Source organism: Streptomyces sp. AM6-12, from assembly GCF_044327085.1.
Taxonomy (GTDB): Bacteria; Actinomycetota; Actinomycetes; order Streptomycetales; family Streptomycetaceae; genus Streptomyces.
In genome coordinates, this window is sequence record NZ_JBIQWN010000001.1 from 782294 (window position 1) to 796363 (window position 14070).

Consider the following 14070-nt stretch of genomic DNA (forward strand, 5'->3'; position numbering starts at 1 on the left):
ATGACCATCAAGGGCATCGATGTCTCGTCGTACCAGGCCACCGACTACTCGACCGCCGGTCTGTCGTTCGTCGGGATCAAGGTCACCGAGGGCCTGTCGTACGTGAACCCGCACTGGGCCGGGCAGCGGGCCACGGCCCGCACTGCCGGGCTGGTGACGATCTTCTACCACTACCCGCACATCGCGAACTCGGCGACCGCCGAGGCCGACTACTTCCTGTCCCAGATCAAGCTCGCGCCGGGCGACGTCCTCGCGCTGGACTGGGAGTGGTACGGACAGAACGTCACCGACCAGCAGGCCCGCGCCTATAAGACGGCGTGGCTCGCCCACGTGAAGGCCAAGGCGCCCGGCCACCGCGTCATCATGTACTGCGACCGCAGCGTGTGGACGACCGTAGACACCGACTCCAACGCCGGAGACGGCCTGTGGATCGCCGACTATGTCGCCGCGGGCAAGCCCCGCATCAAGGCGAAGTGGCTGTTCCACCAGTACAGCTCCAACCCCGTCGACCAAGACGTAGCGTCCTTCGCCACTGTGGCGGATCTGAAGGCATGGGCGAACCCGACGGCGCCGAAGCCTCCGGCCAAGCCGAAGGTGTCGCTCGCGCATGTGGTCGCCGCGGCGAAGCGGGACCCGAGCGCGTCGCAGGGCCACACCACCTTCAAGGCTGAGGTGCTGGTTGTGGAGCGCGCCCTCCAGGCCGAGAAGCTCCTCGCGGCGCAGTACGTGGACGGCAGTTTCGGGTCGCTCACCGTCAACGCCTACGCGCGCTGGCAGCGCGCGCTCGGCTACTCGGGGTCGGCCGCCGACGGCATCCCCGGCAAGACCAGCCTGTCGAAGCTCGGCGACAAGCACGGCTTCACCGTCACCACCTGACCCTAAAAGGAAGCACATCATGCCTCTGTCGAACCCGGAACTCTGGGCCGCGGCCCTCGCCGTTCTCCTGCCGCCCGTCATCGCCATCGTGAACCAGCCTCGCTGGTCGGGCGCGGTCAAGGGCCTGTTCATGCTGCTCGTCGCCGCCTTGGACGGTCTCGGAACCGCCTACTTCAACGACTCCTTCCACGGCCGGACCATCGTGTCCTGCATCCTCCTCGCGGTCATCATCATCGGCGCGACCTACCACACCCTGTGGCGGCCGTCCGGGATCGCACCCGGCATCGAACGAGCCACGTCCACTGGGGGCGCACCCGCGCCCGCGTCCGGGCAGGCAGCCTGATGTGGGGCGCGGCGGCGCGACCGGCGTTCTCCCACCGCCGCGCCTTCCTCGTCGTCGTCGGTATCGGCTGGACGTTGTACGGCGGCCTCGGGATCGTGGGCCAGCCCCGCTACGGCACCGCGCGCGGACTGGCCGGCGTCACCAAGTATGTTCCGCTGGACGCTCTCGGCTGGATGTGGGTCGCTTTCGGTCTTGTGGCGGTTTTCGCTGGGCTGGTCGTTGGCTATCCGCGCATGCAGGCGTTGGGCTTCGCTTCACTTGGTGTTCCGGCCGGCGTGTGGGCGGGGGTGTTTGCGGCTGCGGCGGCGACGTCGTATCCGCAGGGGGTTGGGTCGGCTTGTGGGTGGGGGGCATTCACCGTCGGCGTTGTGCTTGTGAGCGGTATGGATGATCCGTTGCCGCCGCACCTGAGAAAGAGAGTCCGCTGATGGTCGATGTTGGGGCGCTGGTGGGCGGGGCGTCGGGTCTGGTTGTCGGCGTGTTGGCGTGGACGCAGACTCGGGCGACGAACAAGCGGTCGGATTTCACGGCGATCACGGAGCGGCTGGATCAGGAGTTGAAGGACGAGCGGGCGCAGAGGAAGTTGCTGACGTCGTTCGTGCTGGACCTGTTGCGGTGGGCGCAGCGTGTGGAGCCGGATACTCAGGCCGGGCCGCCTCCGGAGCCGCCGGCGGAGATGGATCTGACGCCCTGGCGCAGGTGACCACGGGTCCGCCCGCGTGCAGCGGGCGGAGCCGTGCCTCATGCAGCCGTCTGTTCGCGGCTCACCCGCGCGAGCTCATCACACAGCCGCTCGTACTCCGCCCGCTGCTCCCGCGACAGAGGCACAGCCGGGTGCGACCACAGGGCCCGGATCTGCTCGTTGATCTCAGCAGCAGACCGCAGGGCGCCTGAGGGAGCAGGGTTGGGGGACATGCCACCAGCGTATCCGCGACGCCGTAGCCTACTCCCATGATTCGCGCTGTGATCTTCGACGTCGGCGAGTGCCTCGTAGACGAGACCACCGAGTACGGCACCTGGGCAGACTGGCTCGGCGTACCCCGTCACACCTTCGCCGCGATGTTCGGCGCCGTCATCGCCCAAGGCCGCGACTACCGCGAGGTGTTCCAGGAGTTCCGGCCCGGCTTCGACCTGTACGGCGAACGCGAGAAGCGAGCCGCGGCCGGGAAGCCGGAGCACTTCGGCGAGACGGACCTGTACCCCGATGTCCGTGACACCCTCGCCGCGCTCCGCGCAGATGGCCTGTGGCTCGGCATCGCCGGGAACCAGACCGTCCGCGCCGGCGGCGTCTTGCGCGAGTTGTTCTCAGGCGACGTGGACCTGATCGGCACGTCGGACGACTGGGGAGCCAGCAAGCCCGACCGGGCGTTCTTTGACCGGGTCGCCGAGGTTGTCCCAGCTGAGGTGGACGAGATGCTGTACGTCGGTGACCGCATCGACAACGACATCCGTCCGGCTGCCGCCGCAGGCATGCACACCGCGCTCGTGCGCCGCGGGCCGTGGGCGACGATCCAGTGGAACAGCGAAGAAGCGGAGAAGCTCCCGACCTTCAGGGTCGAGAGCCTCCTCGAACTGTCTGGGCTGATCAGCCAGTTCAACGAGCAAGCGCGCTGACCGTCGTAGACCACCCGTACAGTCGGTCGTCCAGGTCACGGACGCAGCGCTCGTGCTGGTGCGGCGCCAACGCGCGCCGCACCTCCCGCACCCGGTCCATGCCCATCGCGTACCAGGTCCGCTCCAGCTGGTCGAGCGCGCGGACCGCGTACCCGCAGGCTGCCTCTGGGGCCCCGGCCGCGGCCTCGACGGCAGCGAGGTCGCCGAGGACGACGGTGGTCTGCTTCTCCTCCGACGGGCCGAGCGCGTCGAGGACCCCGAGGAGCGTGGTCCGGGCCTGCGGAAGATGCCCGGCCTTCAGCTGAGTGTTGCCCTTGAACGCCGCCAGGCGCACGGACGAGAACCAGTCCAGCCACTCGGGGCTGTCGTGTTCGCTGCCACGCGCGAGGACGTCCTCGGCGTGCCCGATCAGATGCAGCGCAGTCCTCGTGTTGCCGCAGCGGGTCTCGCACTCCGCTTCCACAGCGTCCAGCCACGCCAGCAGCTCCGCCGACGCCGCCCCGCGCCGGGCGTAGGTCCGCGCGGCCGTCATCCGCTCCACCGCCGCATCCCGCTCACCCACCCACGCCGGAATGAACGCGGTGTGCGCCAGCACCGCGGCGCCGAGGAGCGCGTCGTCGGCCTCGCTGGCGGCCTGGAGCGCGCGGAGCAGGGTGCTGCTGGCGCGGTCGGACTCGCGCATGTCGAAGAACTCGATCCGCCCGGCGAGGAGGAGGGTCTCGGCGAGCGCCGCGGCGATCCGCGCGCGCGTCTGTCCCGCGGCCTCGGGGAGCAGCGCGCAACCCAGGGTGGCGTGCGCGACCGCCGCGGGGTGGAGGGTGGCCGGGGCGACGGACCAGTACAGGCGCCGGTGGGAGCGGGTGACCGCCTCATAGTCGTCGGCCGCCGTCGCCGGCTGCACAGCGACAGCCTGGGTGGGGATGGTGGTGAGCCCTACCGCGACAGCTCCAGCAGCCAGTACCGTGCGGCGGCCACGGTCGATGTGCGTGCCAGCCTGCGGGGTGAACCCGAGGGCTTCCATGTCCTGCCCGAGAAGTCGAGTAAGGGCCTGCTCTTGGTCGGCGTGCGGCCACGGCGGGGTGGCAGACTCCCAGCGGCGCACCTGGCGGACGCCGACACCTAGCGCGTCGGCTAGCGCCTGCTGGGACTTGTAACCTGCGGCGATGCGGGCCGCCTTGAGCCTGGTGTTTCCTGTCGTGGCCACACTGCACCTCCACGGTCCGGGCCTCTCCCGCCTAAGTGTGCGTGCAGGCCCTGCCGTTGGGCAACGGTCGCCCAGTCGGCGTAAGGAAAGTCCTCTTCCCGTCCGCGAAGAGTCCGCTGCAAGCCCTCGGTTTGACGCGCCATCAGGTCCAGTGTGGTTCGCACCCCACCACGCATGGCCGCCGAGGAGAAACCCGATGTCGAGCCCCCGACTACCGTCCGCCGCAGGAGCAACTCTGCACGACGCCGGACACGACTGGGACGCCATCCGCGTACCCCGCAGCGTCGGCCTCGCCGCACTCGCCATCCTCGGCCCCCGCTGCGGCGCCGCCATCGAAGACCCCCTCAGGTCATCCGGCGTCGTCTACTACTTCGTCCCGACCGGAACCGCCGACAAGTGGGACGTCGAGAACACAACGGCACTCGGGCGCGGTGCGACGCTCGCCATCCCCCCGGCGCGCCGCACAGAGGGCCCCGGTCCGCACTGGCGGATCTGCCCCGGCGACGACGGCTGGATCACCGACCCGGACGCGCTCGCCGCAGCGATCACGGATGCCTTCGGCCCCCGGATCGGGGAGGAGCAGGAGGCGATGCGAGCACTCCTGGAACATAGCCAGTCATGCGAGCAGTGCGTAGACGACCACACCCAGTGCCCCACCGGCCACAGCCTCGTGCGCGCGGTACGGGAGGCACGCCGATGATCACCGCCCGCTGCACGCGCCGGGGTGCCTGGTGACGATGCCCTACGTGCTGCCCCGCACCGGCGAACTCGGGCCACCCATCCCCGTGACCGTCAGCCCGCACGGCGTCACCTACACCGACCCCGTTCTGGACACGGCCTGCCGCGACCTCGACGGCGTGCTCTGGGAGGTACGCGAGGGCACCCCGACCGGCCCACCCGCCTACACCGCTGAACTCCACCCGGCCCGGCAACGCGAGGCAATGGAGAGTCTGCTGTGCGCCGGCTGCCGCAGGGCCGCCGATCGGGACGAGCAAGGGGTGCTGTGGCTCATCCCTCGCCTCGGCGCACCGGCCGGTACCTGCTGGGAGGACGTCCGTTCAGCCATCCCGCCCATGTGCGCGGCCTGCGCCGAGCTGGCCCCGCGCGCCTGCCCGGTCCTGCGCGATGGCCACATCACTCTCCGCGTGCGAGAGGCGGAACTGATCGGGGTCCGCGGCACGCTCTACCCCCGGCCTGATGAGCCCGGCGCTCCGGACCCTGACGCCCTGGTCGCATACGACTCCCCGGACCTCGCGTACGTCGTCGCCCGCCAGGCCGTCCGCGAGCTGCGTCACGTCACCGTGGTCCGGTAGCACCCCACCGACGCCGGCGCTACCTGCGCCGGTAGCTATAACCCGAAAGGCATCACCGTGCAGAACGAGAACAACGAGACCCTTGCCTGGGTCAAGTCCAGCTACTCCGTGCAGAACGCGTGCGTCGAGGTCGCCGTCACCGCCAACGGCGGCCGAGCCGTCCGAGACTCCAAGAACCCGTCCGGCCCGATCCACCGCTACACCCCCGCCGAGTGGACCGCGTTCGTCCAGGGCGTCAAGGCTGGCGAGTTCGACATCTGATCCCGCCCCGCGCTGTGGCCCCGACCGGCGCCGGTTCGGTCGGGGCTGCTAAATGTCTGCCGCAGGTCAGGCCGGGCCTCGCCCCTCAGCGGACGAGGTCGGCGAGGGGGACGTCGAGAGCGTCGGCGATGAGCAGCAAATCGTTGAGGTCGGGGGGATGGTGACCGTTCTCCCACCGGCTGATGGTCTTGTGGTCGCAGCCGACGCGCTCCCCGAGCTGCATCTGCGAGAGGCGCGCGCGACGCCGGGCCTCGCGGATCTGGGCGCCGATCTGTTGCCGGCGGCGGGGCACCCAGTCGGGGAGGGGGTCTTGCACCCGCCCCACCCTTAGATGATCTTCGCTGAATGTCTTTACCACCCGGTGGTAAATCTCGATGAGTAACGGGTACGAGCAGGTTGGCGCAGCACAAGGTGTAGCGGGAACACACCTCTGTGTGCTGGGATAGGCATATGCCAGATCGCACATGCGTTCGAATGCGCGGCGACATCCTGCGCACTGAGGCCCGGCACGGTTTCGCCCGTGCCGCGGTCGGACCGTCCGCCTATCGCGAGCACCCCCTCGGCGACGGGCGGGCGGAAACCGACCGTTCCCGACCGAAGCGCAACGAAACTCGCTCGAATGAGTGACACCGCCGACCGTGACATGAGCACAACTGGCGCGTTACACAGGCTGAACCGGAGCGGGGGTCTTGCCCGCCTCCCTGGGTGGCCAACCCCCGCTCCGGTTCCACAGGGATGACCCTCGGTGCCCGACGCACCGAGGGTCATCCGCTTTTTGGCCCCCGTCTCCCATGGGAGACGGATGGGAGACGGATCTTGCCAGCCAGGGTCACCTAAGATCAGCTACAGCCAACTACAGTCAACTAGCCGAAAGGGGCCATCAGGGACACCAGCGGAACGGAAACCCCCTGGTACCCCCGAGATGCGAGCCGGGCCCGCGCCGGTGACCCTGAGAGGGCAAGGACGCAAGCGAGGAGGAGGACCGCCATGTCCTTCATGGACAAGCTCAAGGGCATGATCAAGGGCCACGAAAGCCAGGCCGACAAGGGCATCGGCAAGGGCGGCGACTACATCGACCAGCGCACCGGCAACAAGTACCAGAAGCAGGTCGACACCGCCCAGGACAAGGCGCGGGACGAGTTCGGCACCCGGCAGGACCCGGGCAACCCTCCGCGGTCCTAGTAGGCGGGGGCGGATAAGGTGTGTCTTCCATGCACCACAGCCCCCATGATCCCTATGTCCGCGTCCGCGGCGCCCGTGAACACAATCTCCAGGGCGTCGACGTGGACGTCCCGCGCGACGTACTGGCCGTGTTCACCGGGGTGTCCGGCTCGGGGAAGTCGTCGCTGGCGTTCGGCACGATCTACGCCGAGGCGCAGCGCCGATACTTCGAGTCGGTCGCGCCGTACGCGCGTCGGCTGATCCACCAGGTCGGCGCGCCCAAGGTCGGTGAGATCACCGGGCTGCCGCCCGCGGTCTCGCTCCAGCAGCGCCGGGCGGCCCCCACCTCGCGCTCCTCGGTGGGCACGGTCACCAACCTCTCCAACTCCCTGCGCATGCTGTTCTCACGTGCCGGGGAGTATCCGCCGGGCGCGGAGCGCCTGGATTCCGACGCGTTCTCGCCGAACACGGCGGCGGGCGCCTGCCCGCGGTGCCACGGGCTGGGCCAGGTGCACGACACCAGCGAGGAGTTACTGGTGCCCGATCCCTCGCTGTCGGTGCGCGAGGGCGCGATCGCCGCGTGGCCGGGCGCCTGGCAGGGCAAGAACCTGCGGGACATCCTGGACGCGCTCGGCTACGACGTGGACCGGCCCTGGCGCGAGCTGCCCGCCGAACAGCGGCAGTGGATCCTGTTCACGGACGAGCAGCCGGTCGTCACGGTCAATCCGGTGCGGGACGCGGACCGGATCCAACGCCCGTACCAGGGCACGTACATGAGTGCCCGCCGGTATGTGCTCAAGACGTTCTCGGACACCAAGTCGCCGACCCTGCGCGCCAAGGCGGAGCGCTTTCTGACCAGCGCGCCCTGCGCGGCGTGCGGGGGCAGCCGGCTGCGGCCCGAGGCGCTGGCGGTGACCTTCGGCGGGCGCACCATCGCCGAGCTGGCGTCGCTGCCCCTGACCGACCTGGCCGGGCTGCTGGACGGCGGCACCGGGGCGGCCCGCGTCCTCACGGAGGATCTGAAGTCCCGGATCGCGCCGGTGGTCGAACTCGGCCTCGGCTACTTGAGCCTGGACCGCGCCACACCCACCCTCTCGGCGGGCGAGCTGCAACGGCTGCGCCTGGCAACGCAGTTGCGGTCGGGACTGTTCGGCGTGGTGTACGTGCTGGACGAGCCGTCCGCAGGACTGCACCCGGCGGACACCGAGGCGCTGCTCGGGGTGCTGGCCCGGCTGAAGGCGGCGGGGAACTCGGTGTTCGTGGTGGAGCACCATCTGGAGGTGGTGCGCGGTGCCGACTGGCTGGTGGACGTGGGTCCGGGCGCGGGCGAGCACGGGGGGCGGGTGCTGTACAGCGGGCCGCCGGCCGAGCTGGCGTCGGTCGAGGAGTCGGCGACGGCCGCGTTCCTCTTCGACGAGGCGCCGGGACCGCCGCGTGAAGTCCGCGAGCCGCGCGGCTGGTTGAAGGTCGGTCCGGTGAGCCGCCACAACCTGCGGGAGGTGACGGCCGCGTTCCCGCTGGGCGCGTTCACCGCCGTCACCGGGGTCTCCGGGTCCGGTAAATCCACGCTGATCGGGGAGTTGACGCAGGAGCTGGCGGGCGTCGACCGGCTGGTGCGGGTCGACCAGAAGCCGATCGGCCGTACCCCGCGCTCCAACCTGGCCACGTACACCGGTTTGTTCGACGTGGTACGGAAGATCTTCGCGGCGACCGACGAGGCGCACCGGCGCGGGTACGGCGTCGGGCGGTTCTCCTTCAATGTCGCCGGGGGCCGCTGCGAGACCTGCCAGGGCGAGGGGTTCGTCAGCGTCGAGCTGCTGTTCCTGCCGAGCACGTACGCGCCCTGCCCGGACTGCGGCGGCGCCCGCTACAACCCCGAGACGCTCCACGTTGCCTACCGGGGGCGGAACATCGCCGAGGTGCTGGACCTGACGGTGGAGGCGGCGGCGGAGTTCTTCGCGGACGTCCCGGCCGCCGCCCGCAGCCTGGGCACGCTGCTCGACGTGGGCCTCGGCTATCTGCGCCTCGGCCAGCCCGCGACCGAGCTGTCCGGCGGTGAGGCCCAGCGGATCAAGCTGGCGAGCGAACTCCAGCGTGGGCGCCGCGGGCACACCCTGTACCTGCTGGACGAGCCGACCACCGGCCTGCACCCGGCCGATGTGGAGGTCCTGATGGACCGGCTGCACGGACTGGTCGACGCCGGGCACACGGTCGTCGTGGTCGAGCACGACATGACGGTGGTCGCGGGCGCCGACTGGGTCATCGACCTCGGACCGGGCGGCGGCGACCAGGGCGGCCGGATCGTCGCCGCGGGACCGCCGCAGCGGGTGGCCCGCACGGAGGGCAGCGCGACGGCGCCGTACCTGGCCCGGATGCTGCCCTAGGGCCGCTCCCCTGGGGCATCACCGCCCTGGCCACGCCCTGAGGGGCGCCCGCCCCCTCCGGGTGGTCCCTGCCTGGTCATGCCCTAGGGATCACCCCCTCCGGATCACCCCTTACTGGTCATCCCCACCGGATCAACCCGTCCGGGCCATCCCCCTCACGGACGGCCCCACGGATAAGCCCATCCGGGATATCCCCTCCGGGTCATCCCGGATCACCCCCTCCGGCGCATCCCCTCCCGACCAGTCCCTCGGGATCACCCCGCACAGGTCACCCCGCACGGGTCATCCGCTCGCGGGCCGCCGGGGTCTGTCCGAGGGGGCGGGTGGTGGTGCGGTGGTCGTTGACCAGGGCCGCGTGGGTCCAGGTGGGGGCGGGGGTGATCGGCTGGGCCGCGGTGGCGAGGGCGCGGCGGTCGGGGTGGGTGTGCGGGGGGATCAGCGGGCGCACCTCGGCCTCGGCGACCAGGCCGCGGGTGCGGGCCACCCGCCACAGGGAGGCGAGCAGGGTGTCCTCGCCGACGAAGGCCGCGGGGGTGCCGGTACCCCCGTCCTGGAGCCGGTACCGCAGGCAGACCGGCTGCACGGGCACGCCCGCGTCCAGCGCCGCCTGGAAGACGGCCCGGTGGAAGCGGCCGTGGGCGCGCCCGCACCAGGTGCTGCCCTCCGGGAAGGCGGCCACGGCGGAGCCGGCGCGCAGGACGCCGGCGACCACCTCCACCGTGCCGGGCAGGGCGCGCAGCCGGTCCCGTTCAATGAACAGCGTGCCGCCCCGCGCGGCCAGCGCGCCCGCCACCGGCCAGCGCCGTATCTCGGTCTTGCCGAGCATCCTGGCCGGCCGTACGGCGGTCAGCAGCGGGATGTCCAGCCAGGACACATGGTTGGCGACCAGCAGCAGCCCGCCGTCCGGCGCGGCAGGGCCGGTGATGCGGGCCCGCACCCCGATGGCCCGTACGACGGCCCGGCACCAGCGCCCGATCCACTCGGCCGGGATCCGCCGGCCGAACGGGGACAGCGCGGTCCCGGCGAGCACCAGGACGGCCACGGCGGCCAGCCGCAGCACGGCCCGCGGTACGGCGACGGTGGCGGGCGCCGGTTCCACACAGGCGTCCGGGGTGCAGGGAGCGGTGGGCAGCCAGACGCTCATCAGGCCGGCACGAGGGAGAGGAAGTGCCGCAGGTAGCGCGGGTTGACCCGGCGCATCGACAGCAGCACGTACAGGTCGGCGACCCCGAAGTCCGGGTCGTGCGCGGGCTCCCCGCACACCCAGGCGCCCAGGCGCAGGTAGCCGCGGAGCAGGGCGGGCAGTTCGGTGCGCCCGGCGGGGGTCCCGGGGTTCGGCGTCCAGGGCGTGAGCGGTCGTACCCGGAACTCCTCGGGCGCCAGGTGCTTGGCGCGCACCCGGTCCCAGGTGGCGGTGGCGAGGGTGCCGCCGTCGGCGAGCGGTATCGAGCAGCAGCCGGCCAGCCACTCGTGGCCGCGGTCGGTCATGTAGCGGGCTATGCCGGCCCAGATCAGGCCGATGACCGCGCCGTCGCGGTGGTCGGGGTGCACGCAGGAGCGGCCGACCTCGACCAGGCCGGACCGGATCGGGTCGAGCGCGTCGATCGTGAACTCGCCCTCGGAGTACAGCCGTCCGGCCGCCGCGGCCCGCTCGGGCGGCAGCAGCCGGTAGGTGCCGACGGCCTGTCCGCTCGCGGTGTCGCGGACCAGCAGGTGGTCGCAGTGGGCGTCGAGGGCGTCGATGTCGTGGCCCGGCCGCGGGGTGGCGAGTACGGCCCCCATCTCCCCGGCGAAGACGTCGTGCCGCAGCCGCTGCGCGGCCCGCACGTCGTCCTCGTCGCGGGCGAGCGCGACGGTGTAGCGGGCGGGTGCCAAGGGCCCCGGAGGACGGTCGAGGGTGGGAACGCCGGTCATGGCTCTCTCCTGGTCACGGGGCCGGTTCGGCGGCAGCGGCGGCGGACCGGTGGTCTGCGGCCCGCCGTTCCTGTTCTTCCGACGCCGGTTGGCCGGCGCGTGACGGGTGCCGGGAGAGCGGATGTGGGGATGCTGAACGGCCGGGAACGGAGACGGGGCCGGGTGAGCACCATCCCCCGGCCCCGCCCGCCCGCCTTTGCCGGCGAACGGTCTGTAAAGCGCCCCGCGGGCGCGCGGGGAACCGCGCGAGCGACCACCGCGGCGCGGCACTGCGGCGCGGCGCCGCGGCGCCCCCGTGCGGCGGCTACCTCTTGCCCGCCTTCCGGGTGGCCCGCAGCCACTCCCGGTTCATGCTGGTGATGGACATCAGCGGAATACCCTTGGGGCAGGCGGTGGCGCACTCCCCGGTCAGCGTGCAGCCGCCGAAGCCCTCGTCGTCCATCTGCGCCACCATGTCGAGGACCCGCGTCTCCCGCTCGGGCGCGCCCTGCGGCAGCACGTTCAGATGGTTGATCTTGGCCGAAGTGAACAGCATCGCCGCGCCGTTGGGGCACGCCGCCACGCAGGCTCCGCAGCCGATGCACTCGGCGTGCTCGAACGCGAAGTCGGCGTCGGCCTTCGGCACCGGCGTGGCATGCGCCTCGGGTGCGGACCCGGTCGGCGCGGTGACGTAGCCGCCGGCCTGGATGATCCGGTCGAACGCGGACCGGTCGACCACCAAGTCCTTGATCACCGGGAACGCGGCGGCCCGCCACGGCTCGATGTCGATGGTGTCGCCGTCCTCGAAGGACCGCATGTGCAGCTGGCAGGTGGTGGTGCGCTCGGGCCCGTGCGCGTCGCCGTTGATCACCAGGGAGCAGGCGCCGCAGATGCCCTCGCGGCAGTCGTGGTCGAAGGCGACCGGGTCCTCGCCGGAGAGGATGAGCTGCTCGTTGAGGACGTCCAGCATCTCCAGGAAGGACATGTCGGGCGAGATGCCGTCCACCTCGTACGTGGACATCGTGCCGTCGGCGTCGGCGTTCTTCTGCCGCCAGACGCGCAGGGTGAGCTTCATGCGTAGCTCCGCTGGGTGGGGTGGACGTACTCGAAGACGAGGTCTTCCTTGTGCAGGACGGGAGCGGAACCCGTACCGGCGAACTCCCAGGCGGCCGCGTAGGCGAACTCCTCGTCCCGGCGGGCGGCTTCGCCGTCCGGGGTCTGGGACTCCTCGCGGAAGTGGCCGCCGCAGGACTCGGCGCGGTGCAGGGCGTCGAGGCACATGAGTTCGGCGAGTTCCAGGTAGTCGACGATGCGGTTGGCCTTCTCCAGCGACTGGTTGAACTCCTCGCCGGTGCCGGGGACCTTGATGCGGCGCCAGAACTCCTCGCGGATCTGCGGGATGCGTTCCAGTGCCTTACGCAGGCCCTCGTCGGTGCGGGCCATGCCGCAGAACTCCCACATGACTTCGCCCAGTTCGCGGTGGAAGGAGTCCGGAGTGCGGTCGCCGCCGACGGCGAGCAGCAGGTTGAGCCGGTCCTCGGTCTCCGCCAGCACCTCTTGTACGACGGGGTGTTCGGAGGTGACCGGGTCCTGGTGGGGGTTGCGGGCCAGGTAGTCGTTGATGGTGGCCGGGAGCACGAAGTAGCCGTCGGCGAGGCCCTGCATCAGGGCGGAGGCGCCGAGGCGGTTCGCGCCGTGGTCGGAGAAGTTGGCCTCGCCGATGGCGAACAGGCCGGGGACGGTGGTCTGGAGGTCGTAGTCGACCCACAGTCCGCCCATCGTGTAGTGCACGGCCGGGTAGATGCGCATCGGCACCTCGTACGGATCCTCGTCGGTGATCCGCTGGTACATGTCGAAGAGGTTGCCGTACTTGGCTTCCACGGCCGCCCGGCCCATCCGCCGGATCGCGTCGGCGAAGTCCAGGTAGACGCCCTGGCCGCCGGGGCCGACGCCCCTGCCCTCGTCGCAGACGTTCTTCGCGGCGCGGGAGGCGATGTCGCGCGGGACCAGGTTGCCGAAGGAGGGGTAGATGCGCTCCAGGTAGTAGTCGCGCTCCTCCTCGGGGATGCGGTTCGGCGGGCGGTCGTCGCCCTTGGCCCTGGGCACCCAGATCCGGCCGTCATTGCGCAGCGACTCGCTCATCAGGGTGAGCTTGGACTGGTGCTCGCCGGTGCGCGGGATGCACGTCGGGTGGATCTGGGTGAAGCAGGGATTGGCGAAGTAGGCGCCGCGCCGGTGCGCCCGCCAGATCGCGGTCGCGTTGGAGTTCATGGCGTTGGTCGACAGGTAGAAGACGTTGCCGTAGCCGCCGGAGGCGAGTACGACCGCGTCCGCGAAGTACGTGTCGATACGCCCCGTGATCAGGTCGCGGGCCACGATGCCGCGCGCCCGCCCGTCCACGACGATCAGGTCCAGCATCTCGGTGCGCGAGTGCAACTCCACGTTGCCGGCGGCGATCTGCCGGCTGAGGGCCTGGTAGGCGCCGAGCAGCAGTTGCTGGCCCGTCTGGCCGCGGGCGTAGAAGGTGCGGGAGACCTGGACGCCGCCGAAGGAGCGGGTGTCGAGCAGACCGCCGTACTCGCGGGCGAAGGGCACGCCCTGCGCCACGCACTGGTCGATGATCTGCACCGAGATCTGTGCCAGGCGGGCGACGTTGGACTCGCGGGCGCGGAAGTCGCCGCCCTTGACGGTGTCGTAGAACAGCCGGTGGACCGAGTCGCCGTCGTTGCGGTAGTTCTTCGCGGCGTTGATGCCGCCCTGCGCGGCGATGGAGTGGGCGCGGCGCGGGGAGTCATGGTAGCAGAACTGGACGACGTGGTAGCCCTGTTCGGCCAGGGTCGCGCCCGCGGAGCCGCCGGCGAGGCCGGTGCCCACCACGATGACCGTGTGCTTGCGCCGGTTGGCGGGGTTGACCAGCTTGGCCTCGAAGCGGCGGGTGTCCCAGCGCTCGTGGATCGGGCCGGAGGGGGCCTTGGTGTCGGCGACGGGTTCGCCGGTCGTGTAGTTCAGGTAGTCGGTCAT

16 protein-coding genes are annotated in these 14070 nt (G+C 71.1%); 10 read left to right on the forward strand and 6 right to left on the reverse strand.

Annotated elements, in window-relative coordinates; genetic code table 11:
• The 5 genes from ACE4Q9_RS03545 to ACE4Q9_RS03565 all read left to right on the forward strand — a co-directional run bounded on the left by ACE4Q9_RS03545 (position 1) and on the right by ACE4Q9_RS03565 (position 2833).
• Entirely contained in the window at positions 1-876 is an 876-nt protein-coding gene (locus tag ACE4Q9_RS03545) for a GH25 family lysozyme (protein WP_397982743.1), read from the forward strand.
• Between the two features lie 19 nt (positions 877-895).
• Positions 896-1219 carry a hypothetical protein gene (locus tag ACE4Q9_RS03550; RefSeq protein ID WP_397982744.1) on the forward strand — a complete coding sequence of 108 codons (324 nt, stop codon included), beginning with the start codon at positions 896-898 and terminating at the stop codon, positions 1217-1219.
• Positions 1219-1647 carry a hypothetical protein gene (locus ACE4Q9_RS03555; RefSeq protein WP_397982745.1) on the forward strand — a complete coding sequence of 143 codons (429 nt, stop codon included), beginning with the start codon at positions 1219-1221 and terminating at the stop codon, positions 1645-1647. Before ACE4Q9_RS03550 ends, ACE4Q9_RS03555 begins: the two co-directional genes overlap by 1 nt.
• On the forward strand, positions 1647-1922 hold the full coding sequence (locus ACE4Q9_RS03560) for a hypothetical protein (protein ID WP_397982746.1): 276 nt from the start codon (positions 1647-1649) through the stop codon (positions 1920-1922). Before ACE4Q9_RS03555 ends, ACE4Q9_RS03560 begins: the two co-directional genes overlap by 1 nt.
• Before the next feature lie 248 nt (positions 1923-2170).
• On the forward strand, positions 2171-2833 hold the full coding sequence (locus ACE4Q9_RS03565; protein ID WP_397982747.1) for an HAD family hydrolase: 663 nt from the start codon (positions 2171-2173) through the stop codon (positions 2831-2833).
• Here ACE4Q9_RS03565 and ACE4Q9_RS03570 read toward each other — a convergent pair.
• Positions 2814-4037: a helix-turn-helix transcriptional regulator gene (locus ACE4Q9_RS03570; protein ID WP_397982748.1), complete on the reverse strand. Its 1224-nt coding sequence runs from the start codon at positions 4035-4037 to the stop codon at positions 2814-2816. The genes ACE4Q9_RS03565 and ACE4Q9_RS03570 overlap by 20 nt on opposite strands.
• A gap of 196 nt (positions 4038-4233) precedes the next feature.
• Between ACE4Q9_RS03570 and ACE4Q9_RS03575 the strand changes: the two genes are divergently transcribed.
• Genes ACE4Q9_RS03575 through ACE4Q9_RS03585 form a run of 3 tightly spaced genes read left to right on the forward strand, consistent with a single transcriptional unit; the run spans position 4234 to position 5611 of the window.
• The gene (locus tag ACE4Q9_RS03575; protein ID WP_397982749.1) at positions 4234-4737 is read left to right on the forward strand and encodes a hypothetical protein; all 504 of its coding nucleotides are present in this window, start codon (positions 4234-4236) and stop codon (positions 4735-4737) included.
• 31 nt (positions 4738-4768) lie between these two features.
• Positions 4769-5350 carry a hypothetical protein gene (locus ACE4Q9_RS03580; protein WP_397982750.1) on the forward strand — a complete coding sequence of 194 codons (582 nt, stop codon included), beginning with the start codon at positions 4769-4771 and terminating at the stop codon, positions 5348-5350.
• A gap of 57 nt (positions 5351-5407) precedes the next feature.
• On the forward strand, positions 5408-5611 hold the full coding sequence (locus tag ACE4Q9_RS03585; RefSeq protein ID WP_397982751.1) for a DUF397 domain-containing protein: 204 nt from the start codon (positions 5408-5410) through the stop codon (positions 5609-5611).
• An 85-nt stretch (positions 5612-5696) separates the two neighbouring features.
• Here the strand turns inward: ACE4Q9_RS03585 and ACE4Q9_RS03590 are convergent, their stop codons facing one another.
• Positions 5697-5927 carry a helix-turn-helix domain-containing protein gene (locus ACE4Q9_RS03590; RefSeq protein WP_397982752.1) on the reverse strand — a complete coding sequence of 77 codons (231 nt, stop codon included), beginning with the start codon at positions 5925-5927 and terminating at the stop codon, positions 5697-5699.
• A 671-nt stretch (positions 5928-6598) separates the two neighbouring features.
• Between ACE4Q9_RS03590 and ACE4Q9_RS03595 the strand changes: the two genes are divergently transcribed.
• Both ACE4Q9_RS03595 and ACE4Q9_RS03600 read left to right on the forward strand, forming a co-directional pair.
• A complete protein-coding gene (locus ACE4Q9_RS03595; RefSeq protein WP_397982753.1) occupies positions 6599-6793 on the forward strand; it encodes an antitoxin in 195 nt (64 codons plus the stop codon).
• Positions 6794-6822: 29 nt separating this feature from the next.
• Positions 6823-9156: an ATP-binding cassette domain-containing protein gene (locus tag ACE4Q9_RS03600; RefSeq protein ID WP_397982754.1), complete on the forward strand. Its 2334-nt coding sequence runs from the start codon at positions 6823-6825 to the stop codon at positions 9154-9156.
• A 268-nt stretch (positions 9157-9424) separates the two neighbouring features.
• On the opposite strand, the gene ACE4Q9_RS03605 is transcribed toward ACE4Q9_RS03600, so the two are convergent.
• From ACE4Q9_RS03605 to ACE4Q9_RS03620, 4 genes are all read right to left on the reverse strand, one after another.
• Positions 9425-10300 carry a lysophospholipid acyltransferase family protein gene (locus ACE4Q9_RS03605; protein ID WP_397982755.1) on the reverse strand — a complete coding sequence of 292 codons (876 nt, stop codon included), beginning with the start codon at positions 10298-10300 and terminating at the stop codon, positions 9425-9427.
• Positions 10300-11070 (reverse strand): GNAT family N-acetyltransferase, encoded by a 771-nt coding sequence (locus ACE4Q9_RS03610; RefSeq protein WP_397982756.1) that lies wholly within the window; start codon positions 11068-11070, stop codon positions 10300-10302. The genes ACE4Q9_RS03605 and ACE4Q9_RS03610 overlap by 1 nt, the downstream gene beginning before the upstream one ends.
• 304 nt (positions 11071-11374) lie before the next feature.
• Positions 11375-12124, reverse strand: a complete 750-nt coding sequence (locus tag ACE4Q9_RS03615; RefSeq protein ID WP_397982757.1) for a succinate dehydrogenase/fumarate reductase iron-sulfur subunit — start codon at positions 12122-12124, stop codon at positions 11375-11377.
• Positions 12121-14070 (reverse strand): fumarate reductase/succinate dehydrogenase flavoprotein subunit, encoded by a 1950-nt coding sequence (locus ACE4Q9_RS03620; RefSeq protein WP_397982758.1) that lies wholly within the window; start codon positions 14068-14070, stop codon positions 12121-12123. Before ACE4Q9_RS03620 ends, ACE4Q9_RS03615 begins: the two co-directional genes overlap by 4 nt.